We start from the raw sequence: 19,708 nt of genomic DNA, 5'->3' as shown, positions 1-19,708 counted from the left end.
ATCGACCGTGATCGCGAGCCCGCCCTGCTCGTTGGACCTCGAAAGTTGGGGCGATCGATGGGGATGAAGGCCTCTTGGATTTCTTTTCGTTGCCATAGCTCTAAAAGATGTCGACTTTAAACAGGTGGGTTAAAGTGGTCATCGCAACACTTTACTCTTTCAGGAAAGATGGAGTGCAAGCCATGGCCTATCGCAGCAGGATATATTTCGCCGACCGGCAGAAGTCAGAGATCTGGGATCGTTGGCAGCGCGGAGAGTCGATGAGTTCGATCGGGCGGAGTTTTGATCGAAACTCCTCTTCGATCCATCCGCTGATTGCGCGCGCTGGCGGTTTTCGTCCTGCCGAGCGCAAGCGTTCGAGGTTCGCGTTAACCTTGCCGGAGCGTGAAGAGATACCGCGGGGTCTGGGAGTGGGTGCCTCTCTCAGGCAGATTTCGTGCGGTTTGAGGCGGGCGCCATCGACGATCAGTCGGGAAGTTCATCGTAACGGTGGCAGCGGTAAATACCGGGCCGCGAGATCCGAGGGGTCCGCCTGGGACCGCGCTTTGCGGTCCAAACTGTGTAAACTGGCTTGCAATCAAGAGCTGTGCCGGACACTCCACCCTGCTACGCCGCCAATGGTCGCCAGAACAGATTGCGGGCTGCCTGAAGAAGCGGTTCCCCAGAGATGAGACTGGCCGCGTGTCTCATGAGACCCTCTATAAAATCCTGTTTGTTCAGGCCTGCGGCGTCCTCAAGAAGGAGCTGATAGCCCATTTGCGGTCACCGCGCTCCATGCACCGTCCGCCTCATTCAAGCCTGAAGAGCAGTGGTCTGGGGCACATCAAGGACATGGTCTCCATCCGTGAGCGCCCAGCGTCGGTTGACGATCGGGCTGTGCCGGGGCACTGGGAAGGGGATTTGATAGCGGGCACGAAGAACAGCCACATCGTGACCTTGGTCGAGCGTCAGTTGCGTTATGTTATGATGAAAGTGGTCAACCGTGACACCCAAATCGTTGTGGCAGCTCTGATCAAGCACGCTCACAAGCTACCCGATGAACTCGACAGGTCCCTGACATGGGACCGCAGAAAAGAACTGTCGGGCCACCAGCAATTTACTCTGACAACCCGATGTGCAGGTGTATTTTTGTGATCCCAAGAACCCGTGGCAGCTCGGTTCGAACGAAAATACCAATCGCCTGCTGCGCCAGTATCTGCCCAAGGGCACTGATCTGTCGGTGCACAGACAGGCCAAGTTCAACGCCATTGCAAGGGCGCTGAATGAGCGCCAAAGAAAAACCCTGGACTATGACACACCAGCAATGCGATTTAATGCATGTGTTGCGACGAACAGTTGAACCCACCACACCAATGCGGACAAGAACATCAAATGCAATCTGAGAAAGCTTCGTATCCGCTTCGTTTTGTTGTGCTTTGTGACAGCATGAATTTCGAACTTTGGCAGGCGAACTGCATGCTCGAAGCGGTCAATTCCGGTTCGGCGATCCCAGTTGGCATCGTCTTCCGCGATGCCGACACGTCGAGCGCGCCTCAGAATAGCTGGCGACGGCGATGGGACACTCGGCAACTGGCATTGTGGCGCATCTTCGACCGATTCTATGTCCGCCGATTTAGCCGGGCAGCGAGGCGAATAAGCCTTGAGAACTTTTTCGCCGAAATTCCGTCATGCCTAGACAGGCCGATAAAATTAGGAAAATTCAGCGAAAAGTTAAGCGAAAAGGCGTTGGATTTTATCCGCAGCGTTGAGCCCGATTTTGTTCTTCGCTTTAGCTACGGCATCCTTCGCGGCGATGTACTTAACGTTGCACCCTACGGTGTTTGGTCATTTCATCATGGCGACCCGACCTTGTATCGAGGCCAACCACCTGGATTCTGGGAAATTTTCAATGCATCGGCTGTTACCGGAAGCATACTTCAGGTGATTTGTAATGAACTCGATGCTGGCACCGTCCTTCACCAAGGCATATTCAAAACCCATGCTTCGTCTTATGTAAAGACAAGGGACACAATCTATTTTGGTTCCCAATCTTGGGTGCGTAGAACCTGTGCGGCAATACAGGCGAATGGCTGGCCGCAGGCTGCCGCTACCGAACGAGGCAAGGGGCCAATATACCGCCAGCCTACGAACAAAGAAATGCTGCATTTCTTATGGAAAACGGTGCGCAAATTTTGTACCAACCAGATCACTTACAGATTTTACCGGCAGGATTGGAACGTCGGGACTATTGATGCCCCGATTACAGTAGTAGCGGGGCTTTCCGGGAGGGAACTGCAGTCTCAAGCGCTAAGCAGCGTGCATTGGATGGAACCGACGCAAACCGGATTCTACGCAGACCCCTTCGGTTATGAGCAGGATACTGATGGATCGATCCGCTTGTTCTTCGAGACTTTTGACTGGCGTGCCGGCCGGGGAGAAATCGGCACGGCGACCTATTCGAATGGCAGGTTCGGCCCAGTGACAACGGCATTGTCTGCCAATACTCATCTTTCCTATCCGTTCGTTATACAGGAAGCTGGTCGCCCGTCCTTCATACCGGAGCATGCGGCCGCTCGCGATGTGTCGCGCTTCAACACCGACAGCGAAGGCGTCGCGATTGCGAAAACGACGATATTTCCTAAGTCGGAGCTAATCGACACTACGTTTGTCAATTGGGACGGGATCACTTGGGCTTTTGCGACAATCGAAGCCGAAACCAGCAATACGCACCTTTATATTTACTATGCCAACAGCATGGCCGGGCCATGGCATGCACATCTCCTCAATCCTGTAAAGACCGACGTCAGAAGCGCACGTCCAGCTGGCACCCCTTTCGTGTCAGAGGGACGTCTGTACCGCCCGGCACAAGACTGCGCGACGCATTACGGCAGTGCTATAACAATCAACGAGATTATCAAGCTCAGCAAAACTGAATTCGAGGAACACATCATCTCGCGCGTTGCGCCTGTACCGTATGGCGGATACGCCTACGGCTTGCACACGATTTCGAAGGTCGGCGGGCGGACACTTATCGATGGGGCGAAAAAATCTCTCCGAATGCCTAGATGACTACTTCGTTAGGATCGGGATAATGCTGCGTCCGCTTATTCGACGATAGCGGTATGTTAGTGCCCCCTGCGCTTCCGCGAATTTCGAGATTGTGCTGAGCGCCGCGACCTGAAGAGATTGCCTCAAAGGCCAGCCTTTCCGCCAGTTCCTTAACGCGTTACGAAGGATTTGTGCAGGATATAGGGCGATTAGGGTAACCGATAGAATAGGGCTGAAGAAGAGTCCGACGCAGATCAAAACCGGTAACACAACTGCCCAAAGCATTGCGCGTCGAACAATAGCTTGCCCCTGCCGGTCGCGGCTCGCACCCCCCCGGTCTATACACTGGCTTATACCCAAGCCCGCGCGTTGGCTCCGGCGATAGAATTGGCCGATCCTATACATCGCTGCATCATGGTCAGTCATGGGTTCGTCGATGCGCCAGATTAGCCAGCCAGCCGACCGGAGGCGCGCGCAAAACTCGGGTTCCTCGTGGGCAACTTGGTCGTCGGCGAACCCCCCCACGTTCTTAAATGCGCTAGCTCGCACCAGCGAGTCTCCCCCGCAGGCATCAGCCTCACCGACCGGCGTGTTCCATTCCTGCTGACAAATAGCATTGTAGATCGAATAATGTGGATAGCGCTCAAAGCGGCGGCCGCAGACCACGGCCACATTGGGGTGCCTGGCCAAGAAACTCACGGCTTTAGTCAGCCATCCTTCACGGATCGTGCAGTCACCATCAACAAATTGAATAAACTCGATACCGGGATCGTTTTCCAGCGCTCGGAAAGCTCCGGCGTTCCTCCCGCGCGCTGCGGTCAACGGAGTAGCGGGGTCCAACTCCACGATTTCTGCACCCATCCTCCGCGCAATGGCAACGCTGTCGTCGCTCGATGCTGAATCGACGTAGATTACTGCGCCAATCGACGCGATCGACGCAAGGCACATCGCAAGCCGCTTGCCCTCATTCCTTCCGATTACGACGACAGCGAGAGCAACCTTTTGCATGGCACCTTATATTTACGTACATCGCAATTGGCCAGCCTCTTGATTTAAGAGCCGGGGTCTCAGCATATCTTTACGGAGGGTCAGGCAGTGCAACCAGCCGCTCAGTGGCGAGATCTTTTAGTCATCTACCTGAACTGATGGGTCGTCTTGTTTTATGACTTTTCCGCTGGTTTTAGGCATTAAGGGATGCCCGATCCGGGGTGGCCACCCCGGATCGGGCATCCCTTAATGCCTAAAACCAGCGGAAAAGTCATAAAACAAGACGACCCATCAGTTCAGGTAGATGACTAAAAGATCTCGCCACTGAGCGGCTGGTTGCACTGCCTGACCCTCCGTAAAGATATGCTGAGACCCCGGCTCTTAAATCAAGAGGCTGGCCAATTGCGATGTACGTAAATATAAGGTGCCATGCAAAAGGTTGCTCTCGCTGTCGTCGTAATCGGAAGGAATGAGGGCAAGCGGCTTGCGATGTGCCTTGCGTCGATCGCGTCGATTGGCGCAGTAATCTACGTCGATTCAGCATCGAGCGACGACAGCGTTGCCATTGCGCGGAGGATGGGTGCAGAAATCGTGGAGTTGGACCCCGCTACTCCGTTGACCGCAGCGCGCGGGAGGAACGCCGGAGCTTTCCGAGCGCTGGAAAACGATCCCGGTATCGAGTTTATTCAATTTGTTGATGGTGACTGCACGATCCGTGAAGGATGGCTGACTAAAGCCGTGAGTTTCTTGGCCAGGCACCCCAATGTGGCCGTGGTCTGCGGCCGCCGCTTTGAGCGCTATCCACATTATTCGATCTACAATGCTATTTGTCAGCAGGAATGGAACACGCCGGTCGGTGAGGCTGATGCCTGCGGGGGAGACTCGCTGGTGCGAGCTAGCGCATTTAAGAACGTGGGGGGGTTCGCCGACGACCAAGTTGCCCACGAGGAACCCGAGTTTTGCGCGCGCCTCCGGTCGGCTGGCTGGCTAATCTGGCGCATCGACGAACCCATGACTGACCATGATGCAGCGATGTATAGGATCGGCCAATTCTATCGCCGGAGCCAACGCGCGGGCTTGGGTATAAGCCAGTGTATAGACCGGGGGGGTGCGAGCCGCGACCGGCAGGGGCAAGCTATTGTTCGACGCGCAATGCTTTGGGCAGTTGTGTTACCGGTTTTGATCTGCGTCGGACTCTTCTTCAGCCCTATTCTATCGGTTACCCTAATCGCCCTATATCCTGCACAAATCCTTCGTAACGCGTTAAGGAACTGGCGGAAAGGCTGGCCTTTGAGGCAATCTCTTCAGGTCGCGGCGCTCAGCACAATCTCGAAATTCGCGGAAGCGCAGGGGGCACTAACATACCGCTATCGTCGAATAAGCGGACGCAGCATTATCCCGATCCTAACGAAGTAGTCATCTAGGCATTCGGAGAGATTTTTTCGCCCCATCGATAAGTGTCCGCCCGCCGACCTTCGAAATCGTGTGCAAGCCGTAGGCGTATCCGCCATACGGTACAGGCGCAACGCGCGAGATGATGTGTTCCTCGAATTCAGTTTTGCTGAGCTTGATAATCTCGTTGATTGTTATAGCACTGCCGTAATGCGTCGCGCAGTCTTGTGCCGGGCGGTACAGACGTCCCTCTGACACGAAAGGGGTGCCAGCTGGACGTGCGCTTCTGACGTCGGTCTTTACAGGATTGAGGAGATGTGCATGCCATGGCCCGGCCATGCTGTTGGCATAGTAAATATAAAGGTGCGTATTGCTGGTTTCGGCTTCGATTGTCGCAAAAGCCCAAGTGATCCCGTCCCAATTGACAAACGTAGTGTCGATTAGCTCCGACTTAGGAAATATCGTCGTTTTCGCAATCGCGACGCCTTCGCTGTCGGTGTTGAAGCGCGACACATCGCGAGCGGCCGCATGCTCCGGTATGAAGGACGGGCGACCAGCTTCCTGTATAACGAACGGATAGGAAAGATGAGTATTGGCAGACAATGCCGTTGTCACTGGGCCGAACCTGCCATTCGAATAGGTCGCCGTGCCGATTTCTCCCCGGCCGGCACGCCAGTCAAAAGTCTCGAAGAACAAGCGGATCGATCCATCAGTATCCTGCTCATAACCGAAGGGGTCTGCGTAGAATCCGGTTTGCGTCGGTTCCATCCAATGCACGCTGCTTAGCGCTTGAGACTGCAGTTCCCTCCCGGAAAGCCCCGCTACTACTGTAATCGGGGCATCAATAGTCCCGACGTTCCAATCCTGCCGGTAAAATCTGTAAGTGATCTGGTTGGTACAAAATTTGCGCACCGTTTTCCATAAGAAATGCAGCATTTCTTTGTTCGTAGGCTGGCGGTATATTGGCCCCTTGCCTCGTTCGGTAGCGGCAGCCTGCGGCCAGCCATTCGCCTGTATTGCCGCACAGGTTCTACGCACCCAAGATTGGGAACCAAAATAGATTGTGTCCCTTGTCTTTACATAAGACGAAGCATGGGTTTTGAATATGCCTTGGTGAAGGACGGTGCCAGCATCGAGTTCATTACAAATCACCTGAAGTATGCTTCCGGTAACAGCCGATGCATTGAAAATTTCCCAGAATCCAGGTGGTTGGCCTCGATACAAGGTCGGGTCGCCATGATGAAATGACCAAACACCGTAGGGTGCAACGTTAAGTACATCGCCGCGAAGGATGCCGTAGCTAAAGCGAAGAACAAAATCGGGCTCAACGCTGCGGATAAAATCCAACGCCTTTTCGCTTAACTTTTCGCTGAATTTTCCTAATTTTATCGGCCTGTCTAGGCATGACGGAATTTCGGCGAAAAAGTTCTCAAGGCTTATTCGCCTCGCTGCCCGGCTAAATCGGCGGACATAGAATCGGTCGAAGATGCGCCACAATGCCAGTTGCCGAGTGTCCCATCGCCGTCGCCAGCTATTCTGAGGCGCGCTCGACGTGTCGGCATCGCGGAAGACGATGCCAACTGGGATCGCCGAACCGGAATTGACCGCTTCGAGCATGCAGTTCGCCTGCCAAAGTTCGAAATTCATGCTGTCACAAAGCACAACAAAACGAAGCGGATACGAAGCTTTCTCAGATTGCATTTGATGTTCTTGTCCGCATTGGTGTGGTGGGTTCAACTGTTCGTCGCAACACATGCATTAAATCGCATTGCTGGTGTGTCATAGTCCAGGGTTTTTCTTTGGCGCTCATTCAGCGCCCTTGCAATGGCGTTGAACTTGGCCTGTCTGTGCACCGACAGATCAGTGCCCTTGGGCAGATACTGGCGCAGCAGGCGATTGGTATTTTCGTTCGAACCGAGCTGCCACGGGTTCTTGGGATCACAAAAATACACCTGCACATCGGGTTGTCAGAGTAAATTGCTGGTGGCCCGACAGTTCTTTTCTGCGGTCCCATGTCAGGGACCTGTCGAGTTCATCGGGTAGCTTGTGAGCGTGCTTGATCAGAGCTGCCACAACGATTTGGGTGTCACGGTTGACCACTTTCATCATAACATAACGCAACTGACGCTCGACCAAGGTCACGATGTGGCTGTTCTTCGTGCCCGCTATCAAATCCCCTTCCCAGTGCCCCGGCACAGCCCGATCGTCAACCGACGCTGGGCGCTCACGGATGGAGACCATGTCCTTGATGTGCCCCAGACCACTGCTCTTCAGGCTTGAATGAGGCGGACGGTGCATGGAGCGCGGTGACCGCAAATGGGCTATCAGCTCCTTCTTGAGGACGCCGCAGGCCTGAACAAACAGGATTTTATAGAGGGTCTCATGAGACACGCGGCCAGTCTCATCTCTGGGGAACCGCTTCTTCAGGCAGCCCGCAATCTGTTCTGGCGACCATTGGCGGCGTAGCAGGGTGGAGTGTCCGGCACAGCTCTTGATTGCAAGCCAGTTTACACAGTTTGGACCGCAAAGCGCGGTCCCAGGCGGACCCCTCGGATCTCGCGGCCCGGTATTTACCGCTGCCACCGTTACGATGAACTTCCCGACTGATCGTCGATGGCGCCCGCCTCAAACCGCACGAAATCTGCCTGAGAGAGGCACCCACTCCCAGACCCCGCGGTATCTCTTCACGCTCCGGCAAGGTTAACGCGAACCTCGAACGCTTGCGCTCGGCAGGACGAAAACCGCCAGCGCGCGCAATCAGCGGATGGATCGAAGAGGAGTTTCGATCAAAACTCCGCCCGATCGAACTCATCGACTCTCCGCGCTGCCAACGATCCCAGATCTCTGACTTCTGCCGGTCGGCGAAATATATCCTGCTGCGATAGGCCATGGCTTGCACTCCATCTTTCCTGAAAGAGTAAAGTGTTGCGATGACCACTTTAACCCACCTGTTTAAAGTCGACATCTTTTAGAGCTATGGCAACGAAAAGAAATCCAAGAGGCCTTCATCCCCATCGATCGCCCCAACTTTCGAGGTCCAACGAGCAGGGCGGGCTCGCGATCACGGTCGATGGCGTCGACAAGATCATCGCCGAATCGCGCAAGACGGTGGACGAGATGCGGCTGATTGCACAGGCGGCCCCGTCGGCCGACTAGTGACACGTGAAAGCGGTTGGATACTTGCGGGCGAGCGTCTGTAAGCGCGCCTCGCGGTCCCCAGCGCCGGGGTAAGCCCGCCTGAATTGCCGGTGATCGCGGCGACGCGACGCCGATGAGGGAAGCGACGCGGCATACTTGCGGCAAGCCACGTGCCATTTTTAGCTACCGAAGCGAGTGGCTGGCGATACGGGCGTCGCAGCGACCGGGCGATGCAAAACTATCCCCTGCAATTTAGCCAGATCTGCGGTCGATCGGGCATGTTGCGCGCCAATATCATATGGTGCGCCTTGGCCCTCGTGATGCAGCGGTGCTTCTTAAAGCAGGGCTTTGCGGCGTCAGCCTGCGAAGCGGAAATCGTTGGCTTTGTCGTCGCGGGCGGCGCCTGCGGCACGGCATGCCAAGGGGCGCAGCCTTCAGGGCCGGTCGGACATGGATGCTCTCGGTGACCTTGGTCGCTGGCGAGAAATCGTCCCACGCTCCCCTGTTTGCGGTGAGGGATTTGGCCGTATGTTAACCACCCGGTGCTAGATCACAGGTCTCCCGCTGCGCTGCTACCCCGGAGGCGCGGGAGGTTCCTGTCTCGGGACGGTCAACCCATGACGTCCCGAAATCAGAAAGGCTCTGTTGCTCGTCAATAGAGCCTTTTTGTTGGCGGCGGCGATCGCCTGCCGCACGTGCGGCGCGCGATGCTGCGATGTCGGCTCACCATGCGCTTCGCATGCGGTTCCGACCGTGTCAGCGATGCTTTTGCTCGACCGGGGCCGCCTTCGAGCCGCCGTTCGTTGTCGTCGCCAGGTGCGTCCTAGCGAGCGGAATTGGCCGCATGATGTTCGGCGCCATGGTCGGCATTTTCGGGTACCGCGACCAGGCGGCGCGAAACTTGCCGCTGGGGATAATGTTTGCCGCGGGACAGAATCTGCCCGTCTCCCAGGTCCCCATCCGAACAATTGAGGAGCTTGTCGATGCATCCCGCTTCCCACCGAAGCCGTATGTCGTCCTCCCAGGCCTCGAAATAATCGCTGTGGAAACTTGCGCCCGGGCGGCGCAGCGCTGGCGGCAGCATAGCATCGCTCGAAAGGTGCCAAAGCTTGGGTTCGTCGCCCGCTTCAATGCTGTAGCCAACGCCCATCGTGAATTGCGGGATGATGTAAGGATGCGAGGCGGGACAGGCGTTCTTCCCGCTGTTCCGGTCGCGGACCATGTCGGCCAAGTGGCTGCGATGGTTGGATGAATCGAGATCGACACCGTTCCAGCATTGCGGGGTGGCAATGGTGGCAGACAGCCATTGCCCTGGCTTGCAGGCCTTCATCGGCTCGACCATATCAGGGAATGCAGCGGTGGTCGGTGTCCAGACGTTCACGCACTTGAAGTTGAACAGCTTAGTGTTTTCCGGCTGCGGCTCATTGGGGCGGGTCTGATCCCAGCCGAACACAAAGCGAAGTCCGCGCGGGATTCCGACGCAGTCCTTGCCCGCAACCTTGCATACCGGATCGCTGGCGGGGCGGCGCTTGTAATAGATCGACACGGAATCGGGGCGAACCACATTGCCCTTGCCGTCGAGCATGGCTGGCATCCAATAGGCGGAGCGGTTCAATTCATTCTGGCAGGTGCTTTCACCGGACTTGCGCAGGCTCTCGTAGGTCGAGTGAGCATTCGCTCCGAGGTTGCCGAAAAACTGGTGAAGGTGCGCCTTGCCCGGTTGACCTCGGTAGACGATGGGGTCGTCATAGCTTAGCTGCCCCGGACCGCACAGGAAGCGGAAGGCGCCGACAACATCGGGCGCGGCGCTGGGCGGGATGCGTTTGGGACCAAGCAAGCTGGCCACCGGCAATCCCGACGGCACCTGTCTTACTTCGCCGGCATTCCTCGCGAGATTTTCCTCGCGTGCATCGCCGGACAGCGCCGAGCCGGCCAGCACCCATATCAGCGCCAGCATTTTCATCGCCATGCACCTGTCGTTCGCGCGCTATCGTCGAAGGCCCGCTCGTGCCTAGGCCAATTATCATGAAGTTTGTAGAACGCCGCCATCAGCTCACGTTACCGCAGCTTCATGGCGAATGTCGATAGGATCGGACGATCGCATGACCGCTGCAATTGAGGCCTGCTGCGGAACCTTACGAGAAAATATCAGTCGACGCCGCTCAAACTAACCGACCGGACGCCGCGTTGCCGCGAATGCCCTGCGGCGCACGTTCGTTCGGCGGAAGGGATGGCTCAGCTACCGGAGAGGCCCACGAGGCGTGGGCTGGCGGTCCAGCTGGCTTCCCAGCTCTGCTTCAGCCGCTGGCCGTTGCCAAGGTCACCACCCGAACAGTTCAGCATCTTGTCGATGCAGTTCTTTTCCCACAGATTGTGGACGGTCGGATCCCACGCCATGAAGAAATCGGCGTGAAAAGTATCCCCGCGCTTGTGCGTCGGCGATGTGTCCATCGCGTCGGAAACAAATTCGTACGTCTCGCCGGCTGCTTGGGTGTACCAGACCCCCATGACGAAGGCAGGAATGACAAAGGGGTGAGTTGTTGGGCATTTCAGATAGCCCCAATTGCCATAGGAGCCATAAGAAAGATGGCTGCGGTGATCGGTACTGTCGAGGTTCTTCCCGTCCCAGCAATCGGGCGCACTCATTTGCACCCCGATCCGGTTGCCCACCGGGCAGCCGGCCTGAGCTTCCTCGAAATTTTGCCAGTCCTTGCGCGTGAAGGGCACCGGTCCTTCACAGTTAAAGTGCATTTTACCTGTCGGCGCATCGGCCAGGTTTAGCATGTCGCGCCCGAAGATGAACCTTAGGCCATTGGGCAGGGTCGTTGCTTTTCCCTGATATTGGGGGTGGGTCGGATCGGACACGACCGGATCCGACGATGGGCGCCTCTTATAATAGATGGACACATAGTCGGGCCGGACCACCTGGCCCTTTCCGTTGAGCAGGGCGGGCACCCAATAAGCCGACCGATTCACCCGCGACATACAGGTCGAATTGCCAGTGGTCCGCAGCGAGGTATAAGTCGAATAAGCATCGGCAGCATCATTGCCGAAGAACTGGTGCAGATGGCTTCTGCCCGGTTGCCCGGGGAACACGATCGGGTCGTCTTTCTTGAGCTGGCCCGGCATACAGATGAAGCGGAATGCGCCTACTACGTCGGGAGCGGCCGATGGGGGCAGCGACGTCGACACCAATTCGCTCATCGGATCGAAGTTGCTGGCGATCGCGACAACGCCCTGCGTTGACGGGTTTTCCGATCCTGCGGAACTCGTGGGCGGCGGGGCGGGCGTCGGCGTCGGTGTCGGCGCGGGCGCTGGCGCGGGCGCTGGCGGCAGCACCACGGTATGGGCAGAGCTGCTGCTGTCCGAACCCCCGCCGCCGCCGCACGAGGCGGTTGCGAGAGCAAAGGCGGACACTAGACCAAGACGGCGCATAGGTTTTCCTTTGATGGTAAAATCATACTTCGACTGCTGGCTCAGCCGAACAGACGGCCGCGTCTGCTGAGTCTGTGGCGACCGCTGCGAGTACCGCTGGTTTGATGGCGCCAAACCATGGGCAGCGCCGACAACGGCCAAATTCCTGATTCAGCGACTCTGTTTGCAACATGATGATCGTCCCCGCGTCCCTGAGAGAGAGGTGCCACGCAAACGCTAATTTGAAGTAAAGGCGTCTTACCATTGCCGCGACTGAGACCGTCGCCGCAGTGCCCCGCCCCCCGAAGGCGGGCGTGCTCCGCATTGCGAAACCGGCGCGCGGACTGGCGGGTACTTGCACCCGGCTGGGGCCGCGCGTATCGAGATGGCCGATGGATTAGAGTCAGCCGATCGGGCGCAACGCGATAATCGACGCTGGGCGCGGGATCAGCGTGCTGATGGTGGTCATTGGCCACCTATTTGCATATCCCGCGCGCGAAGTTTATCTGATCGACGCGCTCAATTCTCTGGGTGTGTCGATCGGCGACAGGAGCCTGACCATTTTTTCGTCGCTCGGCAGCTGGGCGTCAGTATCTTTTTTATGATCAGCGGCTATCTGATAACGACGCTGCTCGTCGCGGAGGAAAACGAGCGTGACCGGGTCAGCCGGCGCATCTTTCATATCATGCCAGCCCTCTACATCTATGTGATTGTCATCTATTTGCTGGGGCAATGGGATTTGTTGCGCCTCGACAATGGGGCGGTGCTGCGCAGAGCGTTTTATGTCTGCAACTATTCGGGTTTTTCCTATTCATGGTGGCTTATCCACACCTGGAGTCTCGCGGTCGAAGAACAGTTTTACCTCGTATGGCCGCTGATCTTTGCGTTCGCAGCCGCATTTCGGCGGAGCGCCGCCGTCATCATTCTGGCGGGTCTGTTCGTCGGCTGGCTGGTCTTCGCACCGCGCGGCAGCTTCATCAATATTATGGTCGGCGTGCTGGTCGCATTGTCCGCTGCCTTGCGGCAGCGCCTCGCGCGCGTGGCGCCGAAACGGTTTATGCGCGTTGGGACTTGATGCTCGCGTTCGCATTCATTCCCTTGGCGATCGAATCCTATTTCCTGATTGAAAAGCCCATGGTGCGGATCGGCCACCGGATATCGCGCCGCATGATGCAGCGGCAGCGCGAACCGGCGATGGCGGGATCGTCCGCCTAACCCATTCGGTGCCGTGGCCTAGGTCGTCGCTCCGCTGCGTTGCGGGGCCGCAACGCGAATTGTTAATATTGATCGGGTATTCGAGCAGGCCAGAAGGATTGGTCATGTCTCGAGCTATTCTGCTTTTTGTTGTGCTGCTGGGCGGCTGCGCGCCAGGGGGGAGGGATATCGCCCTGTCCGACATCAACCTTAGCGACATGCAGACGGTGCGCCAGATCCGGGATCAACTCGCGCCGCAGGATGGGATCGCCTTTGCTAATTATATTCTCCGGCATCATGCCAAATCTGCCAGCTATTGTGGCAAGCCACTGCTCGACGCCGACGGCAAGGAGCCTGCAACCGTTGGTGACGCCATCGACCTCGCGGTTCGTCGTGATGCTATGGAGCAGGCGGCCTTGCTAGCATCGCAGGCACCCAAACACCCCCTCCAGTTTGCGCGCGAGGAGTGGGACATGTTGCAGCGCGACCGCGACATTGTCATCGATACCCAGACCCGCCTCCGCTCCGAATTTGGTGATGGTGCCAGCCGCCACCCGGAATGGGCGTCGTTGGAAATCCGGTCAGCCGAGATCGACCGGAAACTTGTCGCCATGCAGCCGACCGTTTTCGGCGCAGAACGCTAGCGCTGGTGCTCGCTGCGGTCTTGTGATGGATGCGTCAGGTGGGGCTTGGCCGAGCATTTGGATGAACGGGATGACCGCGATTCGCCGAACCCGACCCTTCATCCGTGCTCGCCGCGCCTCCTGCAAACTCAGGCGCCCGGCGATGTCCGGTGGCAGGCGCAATTTTGCATGCTTCACCGCCCCGGCCATGCCAACAGCGAACATGGTAGCAACGAAGAGGAACGACATACTGACGCTATCGGTTTCGCTGCCGCGAATAGGCTGGGCGGTCTTGACGAAGACGTGTCGCGGCTCGTGCTCGTCCGCGCCTTTCGCTTCGCTTGAATGCTGCTAAGGCACAATCGCCATGCGCATTATTGCACTCATTTTTATATTGTTGGCCATTCCCTTGGCCGTCGCTTGGCTGAAGTCAAAGCCCTCGCAACGTAAATGGGCCTATTTTGCCGTCGGCGTGCTTCCCTTCACGATCAGCGCTCTCAACCTCGATGCGTCGCTGATTTCTTGGCCAGCTTGGTCGGGCTACGCAAAAGGCCTGATTATCACCCTGCTCGACTCGCTTGCCTTGGCGCTGGTCATCGTTTCGCGCGCGCCGGCCCGTCGCCTGCCGTTTCTGGCGCTGCTCATCGCCTATCTCGTCGCCGCCGGGCTTTCGATGGGCTTTTCGACCGTGCCGATGAGCACAAGCTTTTACGTGTTCCAGCTCATGCGCGTGGTCATCCTGTTCATGGCGGTGGCGTCTTTCGCCGGGCAAACCGGAGCCTTGCGCTGGCTTGCGATGGGGCTGGCCACCGGTGCGATTTTTCAGGTGGTTGTGACGATCGATCAAAAATTCTCGGGCGCTGCGCAGGCGGCCGGCACAATGGGGCACCAGAACCTGCTCGGGCTCATGCTCCATTGCGTGACTTTGCCTCTTCTGGCTTTCCTGCTGGCAGGAGAACGTCGAAAGATTTTCATGCTGGGCGTGCTGGCCGCGCTGGTTGCTGTCGCGTTCGGCGCTTCGCGCGGCGCGGTCGGTTTTGTCGGCATTGGCATGGCGATCCTGTTTTTCCTGTCAATCGTGCGCAAGCCGACCGCGCACAAATGGAAAATGGCCGGGCTCGCCGTCCTGGCCCTCGCGGTCGTCACCCCCGTGGTGATTGCGAGCTTTGGCGATCGTTACGAACTGCGTCCGGATTCGGAGGGCTCGAATGAAGAACGTATCTCCTTCGAGGCGGCCGCGAAGGCCATGTGGTCCGATCACCCGATGGGTGTGGGGGCGAACCAGTATATTCTGATTGCCAACGTCAGCGGTTACTCCGAACGGGCCGGGGTGATATGGAACTTTGAAAGTCGCTCGGCACCGGTGCACAATATGTATCTGCTGATTGCGGCGGAAACTGGATGGCCCGGGCTGATTACTTTCGTGATGCTGATTATCTGGTCGATCCTGCGCGGGCTGGCTTTTGCATTTGGAAACCGAACGGACCCGCGCGGCGAAATTGTGCTGGGCGCCAGCGTCGCCATATTGGTGCTCGCGCTGCACGGCTTGTACGAGTGGGTCTTCGTCACATTTTATGCGCAATATGTCTTTGCGATTTCGCTCGGTATTATTGCGGGGATCATTCGCCAGGTCGAACGCGAGAAAATGACCCGCAAGCAGCCGCCGCGACGATCAGCGCGTCAAGGCGCCGCGCAGCCAGTCAGGGATGACCGGTCTGCACCAGCGGCAGAGGGGATTTCCGCCGCGGGGTAAGCCAGCCCAACATGCGCTTTTCGACGCGGTGGTGCAGAAATTCGGCGACCAGCAAGGCGGCGAGCGCGAACGGGATCGCGATGAGAGCGGGTGGCTGCTCCGCGAGCCAGGGGATCTGGCGGGCGAGTTCGATCGCGAGCGTCACGAGCAGGATGTGAATCAGGTAGAGCGCGTAACTGCTGTCGCCAAAATGGCCGAGCTTGCGAACGAGCGCCGAGGGCGCACGCGCGGCTTCGTGCATCGCGAGGCCGAGGATTAGCATCACGCTGGGTACGCCCCACATGACCACCGAGGGTGCCCGCTCATATCCTGCTGCGATTCCCGCCCCGAAAAGGATAATCGCGAGCACGGTGATTGTCAGACCGCCGCGTCTGGGCAACTTGCCCGACACAAGCAGCCATCCGATCGCCGCTCCAGCAATAAACTCGAGGAGCAGGCTGCTGGTGACCAGGGTCCATGCCGGATGGTCGATCTGCACCACCGCCCCCGCGGCGACCGAGATCGTGAAAAAACCGATCAATATGGTCAGGCCGCGGCCGGAGCCGGCAAGCATCGCAAGTCCGAAACAGAGATAGAAATACATCTCGAACGCGAGGGTCCACGCAGGGCCGATGATGCTCGATGCGTTCCCGGGCAAGAGCAGCAACGCGCCCGCCGCTTCCCGAAGGCCTAAGGCATAGGCTTGTCCGATGAGGACGTGGACGGCGAGGTAGAGCGCCGCGCAGAGCCAGTAGATCGGATAGATTCGCAGCAGGCGCCGCCGGAAGAATGTCTTTGCCGCAAAGGCTTTGCCGGGCGGATTGGTATAAACCATGATAAATCCGCTGATGACGAAGAATATATGCACGCCAACCGCGCCGAACGCAAAGAGATAGGATTCGGCCGCGAAGAAGGGGGTCGTGAACCGGATTGCAAACGCCTGGTGGACATGGAAGAGCACGACGAGCATCGCCGCAATAGCGCGCATCAACTGAATCGAATGCACTTTCTTGGCCGGGAGCGCGTTAGCCGCTTCGGCGGCTGGCACGTGCCCCGTTTCGCCATTCGACCCTCTGCTCATACTCGTCCCTCGTTCCAGCATCCCTATTATCACCGCATATTCGTTTGTCATTTGCCTTGATCGATGGCGCTGCTAAGGGCCGTGGCTCGATGGGGAGTGGCCTGCTGCACGCGGCGACGGGTTCGAAGAAGGCGAGTGTATCACGTGGATGACCGCCCGCCACAGGATGCGTCCGGCTTGGGCTCACCCTCGCGAATGATCGCTGCGGTGCGCGGCATTCTGCATCCGCGGCAGGCGATTTTTGGCGCCGCAGGCTGGGTGACCGCGACTTATGTCGCGCAGCAGGCGCTCCGCCTCGGCTCGAATATTGTTCTCGCCTGGCTGCTCGCCCCAGCGTTGCTGGGTACTATGCTGCTGATCAACACGCTGCGAACCGGAGGGGAATTGCTCACCGACATCGGGGTCGGGCAAAGCATCGTAAACCATCCCCGCGGCAACGAACCGAAATTTTACAATACCGCCTGGACCATCCAGATCGTCCGCGGGCTGCTGCTGTTCGTACTGGCAATGTTGCTCACGGCGCCGATCGCCCATGGCTATGACAACCCCGAGCTGCTGTTGCTCTTGCCGGCGGTCGCTCCGATTTTCATCATTACCGGCCTTACCTCACCGGCGCGCTTCCTGCTCCAGAAGCAGCTCGCGGTCCGCAAATTGGCCTTGTTCGATCTGGCTTCCGCGGGTTTTGGCACTCTGGTCCAGATCGGGTTCGCCTTTTACATGCCGACGATCTGGGCGCTCATCTGGGGCCTTCTAGTCAGTACTGCGATACCCGCGGCGGCTAGCTTCTTTCTGATCGACTGGCGCTCGCACCGGCTGGCGTGGGAGCGCGAGGCGGTCCGGGCGATCATCCATTTCGGCAAATGGATATTCCTCGCATCGCTGGTCTATTTCCTCGCGATGAACTTCGATCGGCTCTACTTCGCCGATGCGATCCCGCTCACCCTGCTCGGCATTTACGGCATCGCCCGAACCTTTTCCGACACGATCATGCAGCTGTTTCAGCGCCTTGGAAGCCTCCTGATCTTTCCGCGCGTTTCGGCCTCGGCCCTGCGCGGCAGCGACTTGCAGCGCGCGATCGGGCCGATGCGCCTGCTGGTTCTGGCGAGCGTGTCGGTCAGCCTGGCGTTCGGCATCGCGATCGCCGACGAATTTATCTACTTGCTCTATGACGATCGCTACAAGGCAGCGGGATTTTTCCTAACCGTGTTGCTGGTCGGCACGTGGTTCGGAATTGCGGCAACGATGGCTGACGCAACGATGATGGGCATCGGCAAACCAGCGAACGTCGCCCTTAGCAATGGCGTGAAACTGGGGGTAATCGTTGCCGCACTGCCCTGGGTACTGACGCATTACGGGATTAACGCCGCGCTTGTCGTATTCGTGCTGGCAGAGGCGTTACGCTACGCCATGCTGACCTGGCGCCAGCGATCGCTGGGACTGAGCTTTATTCGCCAAGACGTTCTGATGCTGGCTATTTTTATTGGTCTGATTTTCCTGCTCCGCGAAGCCACATCGGTACTGGGCATCACCGACGGCATGGCCGGGTGGCAGGCGCAGTCATCGGTTTCGCATATATGATAGTTCTGGAGCGGGTCGCTACGGTAGCTGACGTCCTTACGTGTGCGTGCGGATTCTGGACCGGTTCCTGAGAATGTACATGGCTGCGGGCGCCTGGGTGCTGCGGAACATCGCTGCGGACGCGTGCCGCTGCGCGCACGGTTCGCAGAAGCTGACCACATGTATTTGATATATTTCTTAAGATTGTCTGCAAGATCTGATGGCATGCGCCATTCCCCGCATGCTTCAATGCTCGCACGCCTCTACGCAAGATTCAGTCTGTAGAGCGTCGACGCAATATCCGCCGAGCCAGAGGTAGCGCAATTGGGCGGATGCTGGACATCCCGGCCCAGCAACATCGCGGTTGCAGCCAGGATATCAGCCGGAAGCGAGAGGCGGACTCTGGGCCGCGCGCGCTGCAAGTTCGGCGATGCGTTTGGAGCAGATCGCGTGAACGGCGCGACCCAGTTCCTCAACACAGCTGCCAAGCCAAAGAAGTTCTTGTTCGGTGATGCGTTAGTGCTTCGATTATGCCAAGCGGCCCACTATGCCGAGTGGGCGCGCGAATGCCCTGGTTTCCAACAACTTTGCGGTGATCGGCGCGGCATAGTTTTACGCTGCTCCTCTGCACTCATCGCAGAGAAGGAAGCTATGACGCTGGATGATTTTTTGAACGGCAGCTGGACGATCCGCGATTTGCGTGCGGGGCCATTCAGGGACTGCCTCGACCTGTATACGGCCCGGCTGCGCAAATACGGCTACCTTTTCTCGACGCGCTGTTGCCAGCGGCTGCTGAGTGATCAGAGGTCGGCCTTCTGCCGGAGCCCATCGAGCCATTCGCGCGACACCGTCTCGACCGTGTCGCGCAAAATGGTCACCGCTGACCTGATCGCCTGCAGATCATCGCTACCGATGTCGTACGCAGCCGAGTAGCGAGCCTCGACATATGCGCGTTTCGCCAGTTCAAAGCGCCGGCGGTCGAGCTTCGTCGCCCGCGGCCAGGCCTCGACGAGCCGCGGGTCGCGGTCCTCTGCCAGCGAGCGCAGGAACTTCAGATTATGCGAACGCGGGACATACTGGCTGCGCACCAGAAGGAAGCAGGTGTAGGCACGTTCCGCAGCTTGATGCAGCGTGAAGGCGGCGTCGTTAAACTTTCGCTTCTCGATGCAAAAGTCCGCGATCTCGAGCGCATCGTTCACCTTCGCAGACCAGTCCGCAAAATAACCGCTGGCCATTTCATAGGCATCAGATGTCGTCAGCGGCATCGGCGTGGTCAGTTCACTGCCGGGCAGATCGTAAAGCACGATGCCGTCGCGCGCGATGTCGACCCAAAAATATTCGCCGCGCTTCAACCCGCGGTTCACTTCCTCGAGAGTGTGGACGATGATGTTGACGGGCCGCGCGATCTCCGCATCGCGCAGAATCTTATCCTCGGCGACATACCAATATTCGGCAATATCGGTGAGATTGGCGTGGCTGACGATGATCAGCAGATCATAATCCGACTGATAGCCATTCTCGGGCTCGTCGACCCAGTCGCCGCGCGCATAGCTGCCGAACAGA

At 58.0% G+C, this 19,708-nt stretch carries 14 protein-coding genes and 2 pseudogenes; 9 read left to right on the top strand and 7 right to left on the bottom strand.

The window, feature by feature from the left end; genetic code table 11:
- Positions 1-182: 182 nt before the first annotated feature.
- Together K0M74_RS05920 and K0M74_RS05925 are read left to right on the top strand one after the other, a co-directional pair.
- A pseudogene (locus K0M74_RS05920) lies at positions 183-1,339 on the top strand (IS30 family transposase).
- A 32-nt stretch (positions 1,340-1,371) separates the two neighbouring features.
- A complete protein-coding gene (locus K0M74_RS05925; protein ID WP_293969124.1) occupies positions 1,372-3,048 on the top strand; it encodes a hypothetical protein in 1,677 nt (558 codons plus the stop codon).
- Here the strand turns inward: K0M74_RS05925 and K0M74_RS05930 are convergent, their stop codons facing one another.
- On the bottom strand, positions 3,049-4,035 hold the full coding sequence (locus K0M74_RS05930; protein WP_293969127.1) for a glycosyltransferase: 987 nt from the start codon (positions 4,033-4,035) through the stop codon (positions 3,049-3,051).
- A 408-nt stretch (positions 4,036-4,443) separates the two neighbouring features.
- Between K0M74_RS05930 and K0M74_RS05935 the strand changes: the two genes are divergently transcribed.
- Positions 4,444-5,430: a glycosyltransferase gene (locus K0M74_RS05935; protein WP_293969127.1), complete on the top strand. Its 987-nt coding sequence runs from the start codon at positions 4,444-4,446 to the stop codon at positions 5,428-5,430.
- Here the strand turns inward: K0M74_RS05935 and K0M74_RS05940 are convergent, their stop codons facing one another.
- From K0M74_RS05940 to K0M74_RS05955, 4 genes and pseudogenes are all read right to left on the bottom strand, one after another.
- The gene (locus K0M74_RS05940; protein ID WP_293969124.1) at positions 5,431-7,107 is read right to left on the bottom strand and encodes a hypothetical protein; all 1,677 of its coding nucleotides are present in this window, start codon (positions 7,105-7,107) and stop codon (positions 5,431-5,433) included.
- 32 nt (positions 7,108-7,139) lie between these two features.
- Positions 7,140-8,296, bottom strand: a pseudogene (locus K0M74_RS05945) (IS30 family transposase).
- A 1,071-nt stretch (positions 8,297-9,367) separates the two neighbouring features.
- Entirely contained in the window at positions 9,368-10,507 is a 1,140-nt protein-coding gene (locus tag K0M74_RS05950; RefSeq protein ID WP_293969121.1) for a DUF1996 domain-containing protein, read from the bottom strand.
- A gap of 272 nt (positions 10,508-10,779) precedes the next feature.
- Positions 10,780-11,979, bottom strand: a complete 1,200-nt coding sequence (locus tag K0M74_RS05955) for a DUF1996 domain-containing protein (protein WP_293969118.1) — start codon at positions 11,977-11,979, stop codon at positions 10,780-10,782.
- A gap of 364 nt (positions 11,980-12,343) precedes the next feature.
- On the opposite strand from K0M74_RS05955, the gene K0M74_RS05960 reads away from it, so the two are divergent.
- The 5 genes from K0M74_RS05960 to K0M74_RS05980 all read left to right on the top strand — a co-directional run bounded on the left by K0M74_RS05960 (position 12,344) and on the right by K0M74_RS05980 (position 15,528).
- Positions 12,344-13,033: an acyltransferase gene (locus K0M74_RS05960; RefSeq protein WP_293969115.1), complete on the top strand. Its 690-nt coding sequence runs from the start codon at positions 12,344-12,346 to the stop codon at positions 13,031-13,033.
- Complete coding sequence (locus K0M74_RS05965) at positions 13,033-13,173, top strand: hypothetical protein (RefSeq protein WP_293969112.1); 141 nt, start codon at positions 13,033-13,035, stop codon at positions 13,171-13,173. Before K0M74_RS05960 ends, K0M74_RS05965 begins: the two co-directional genes overlap by 1 nt.
- Positions 13,174-13,232: 59 nt before the next feature.
- Entirely contained in the window at positions 13,233-13,796 is a 564-nt protein-coding gene (locus K0M74_RS05970; RefSeq protein ID WP_293969109.1) for a hypothetical protein, read from the top strand.
- A gap of 168 nt (positions 13,797-13,964) precedes the next feature.
- Positions 13,965-14,120: a hypothetical protein gene (locus tag K0M74_RS05975; RefSeq protein ID WP_293969106.1), complete on the top strand. Its 156-nt coding sequence runs from the start codon at positions 13,965-13,967 to the stop codon at positions 14,118-14,120.
- Positions 14,121-14,172: 52 nt separating this feature from the next.
- Positions 14,173-15,528, top strand: coding sequence for an O-antigen ligase family protein (locus tag K0M74_RS05980; RefSeq protein WP_293969103.1), 1,356 nt, complete (start codon positions 14,173-14,175; stop codon positions 15,526-15,528).
- On the opposite strand, the gene K0M74_RS05985 is transcribed toward K0M74_RS05980, so the two are convergent.
- Positions 15,476-16,588 carry an acyltransferase gene (locus K0M74_RS05985; protein WP_293969100.1) on the bottom strand — a complete coding sequence of 371 codons (1,113 nt, stop codon included), beginning with the start codon at positions 16,586-16,588 and terminating at the stop codon, positions 15,476-15,478. The two genes, K0M74_RS05980 and K0M74_RS05985, sit on opposite strands and share 53 nt — an antisense overlap.
- 195 nt (positions 16,589-16,783) lie before the next feature.
- Here K0M74_RS05985 and K0M74_RS05990 point away from each other — a divergent pair, with 195 nt between their 5' ends.
- Positions 16,784-18,166, top strand: coding sequence for an oligosaccharide flippase family protein (locus K0M74_RS05990; RefSeq protein ID WP_293969097.1), 1,383 nt, complete (start codon positions 16,784-16,786; stop codon positions 18,164-18,166).
- 779 nt (positions 18,167-18,945) lie between these two features.
- Here the strand turns inward: K0M74_RS05990 and K0M74_RS05995 are convergent.
- Positions 18,946-19,708: HEPN domain-containing protein (locus K0M74_RS05995; RefSeq protein ID WP_293969094.1), on the bottom strand; the 763-nt coding region annotated here is incomplete at its 5' end.

The organism is Sphingopyxis sp., assembly GCF_019459305.1.
In the GTDB taxonomy this organism is placed as follows: domain Bacteria; phylum Pseudomonadota; class Alphaproteobacteria; order Sphingomonadales; family Sphingomonadaceae; genus Sphingopyxis.
The sequence above is the reverse complement of the archived record's forward strand: the minus strand, read 5'-3'. Positions and strand labels throughout refer to the sequence as shown.

Excerpts from the sequence above, each read along its gene's own strand:
- K0M74_RS05935 (WP_293969127.1), top strand. The coding sequence starts at position 4,444 with ATGCAAAAGGTTGCTCTCGCTGTCGTCGTAATCGGAAGGAATGAGGGC.
- K0M74_RS05930 (WP_293969127.1), bottom strand. The coding sequence starts at position 4,035 with ATGCAAAAGGTTGCTCTCGCTGTCGTCGTAATCGGAAGGAATGAGGGC.
- K0M74_RS05960 (WP_293969115.1), top strand. The coding sequence starts at position 12,344 with ATGGCCGATGGATTAGAGTCAGCCGATCGGGCGCAACGCGATAATCGA.
- K0M74_RS05925 (WP_293969124.1), top strand. The coding sequence starts at position 1,372 with ATGCAATCTGAGAAAGCTTCGTATCCGCTTCGTTTTGTTGTGCTTTGT.
- K0M74_RS05990 (WP_293969097.1), top strand. The coding sequence starts at position 16,784 with ATGATCGCTGCGGTGCGCGGCATTCTGCATCCGCGGCAGGCGATTTTT.
- K0M74_RS05975 (WP_293969106.1), top strand. The coding sequence starts at position 13,965 with ATGCTTCACCGCCCCGGCCATGCCAACAGCGAACATGGTAGCAACGAA.
- K0M74_RS05955 (WP_293969118.1), bottom strand. The coding sequence starts at position 11,979 with ATGCGCCGTCTTGGTCTAGTGTCCGCCTTTGCTCTCGCAACCGCCTCG.
- K0M74_RS05965 (WP_293969112.1), top strand. The coding sequence starts at position 13,033 with ATGCTCGCGTTCGCATTCATTCCCTTGGCGATCGAATCCTATTTCCTG.
- K0M74_RS05940 (WP_293969124.1), bottom strand. The coding sequence starts at position 7,107 with ATGCAATCTGAGAAAGCTTCGTATCCGCTTCGTTTTGTTGTGCTTTGT.
- K0M74_RS05985 (WP_293969100.1), bottom strand. The coding sequence starts at position 16,588 with ATGAGCAGAGGGTCGAATGGCGAAACGGGGCACGTGCCAGCCGCCGAA.
- K0M74_RS05950 (WP_293969121.1), bottom strand. The coding sequence starts at position 10,507 with ATGAAAATGCTGGCGCTGATATGGGTGCTGGCCGGCTCGGCGCTGTCC.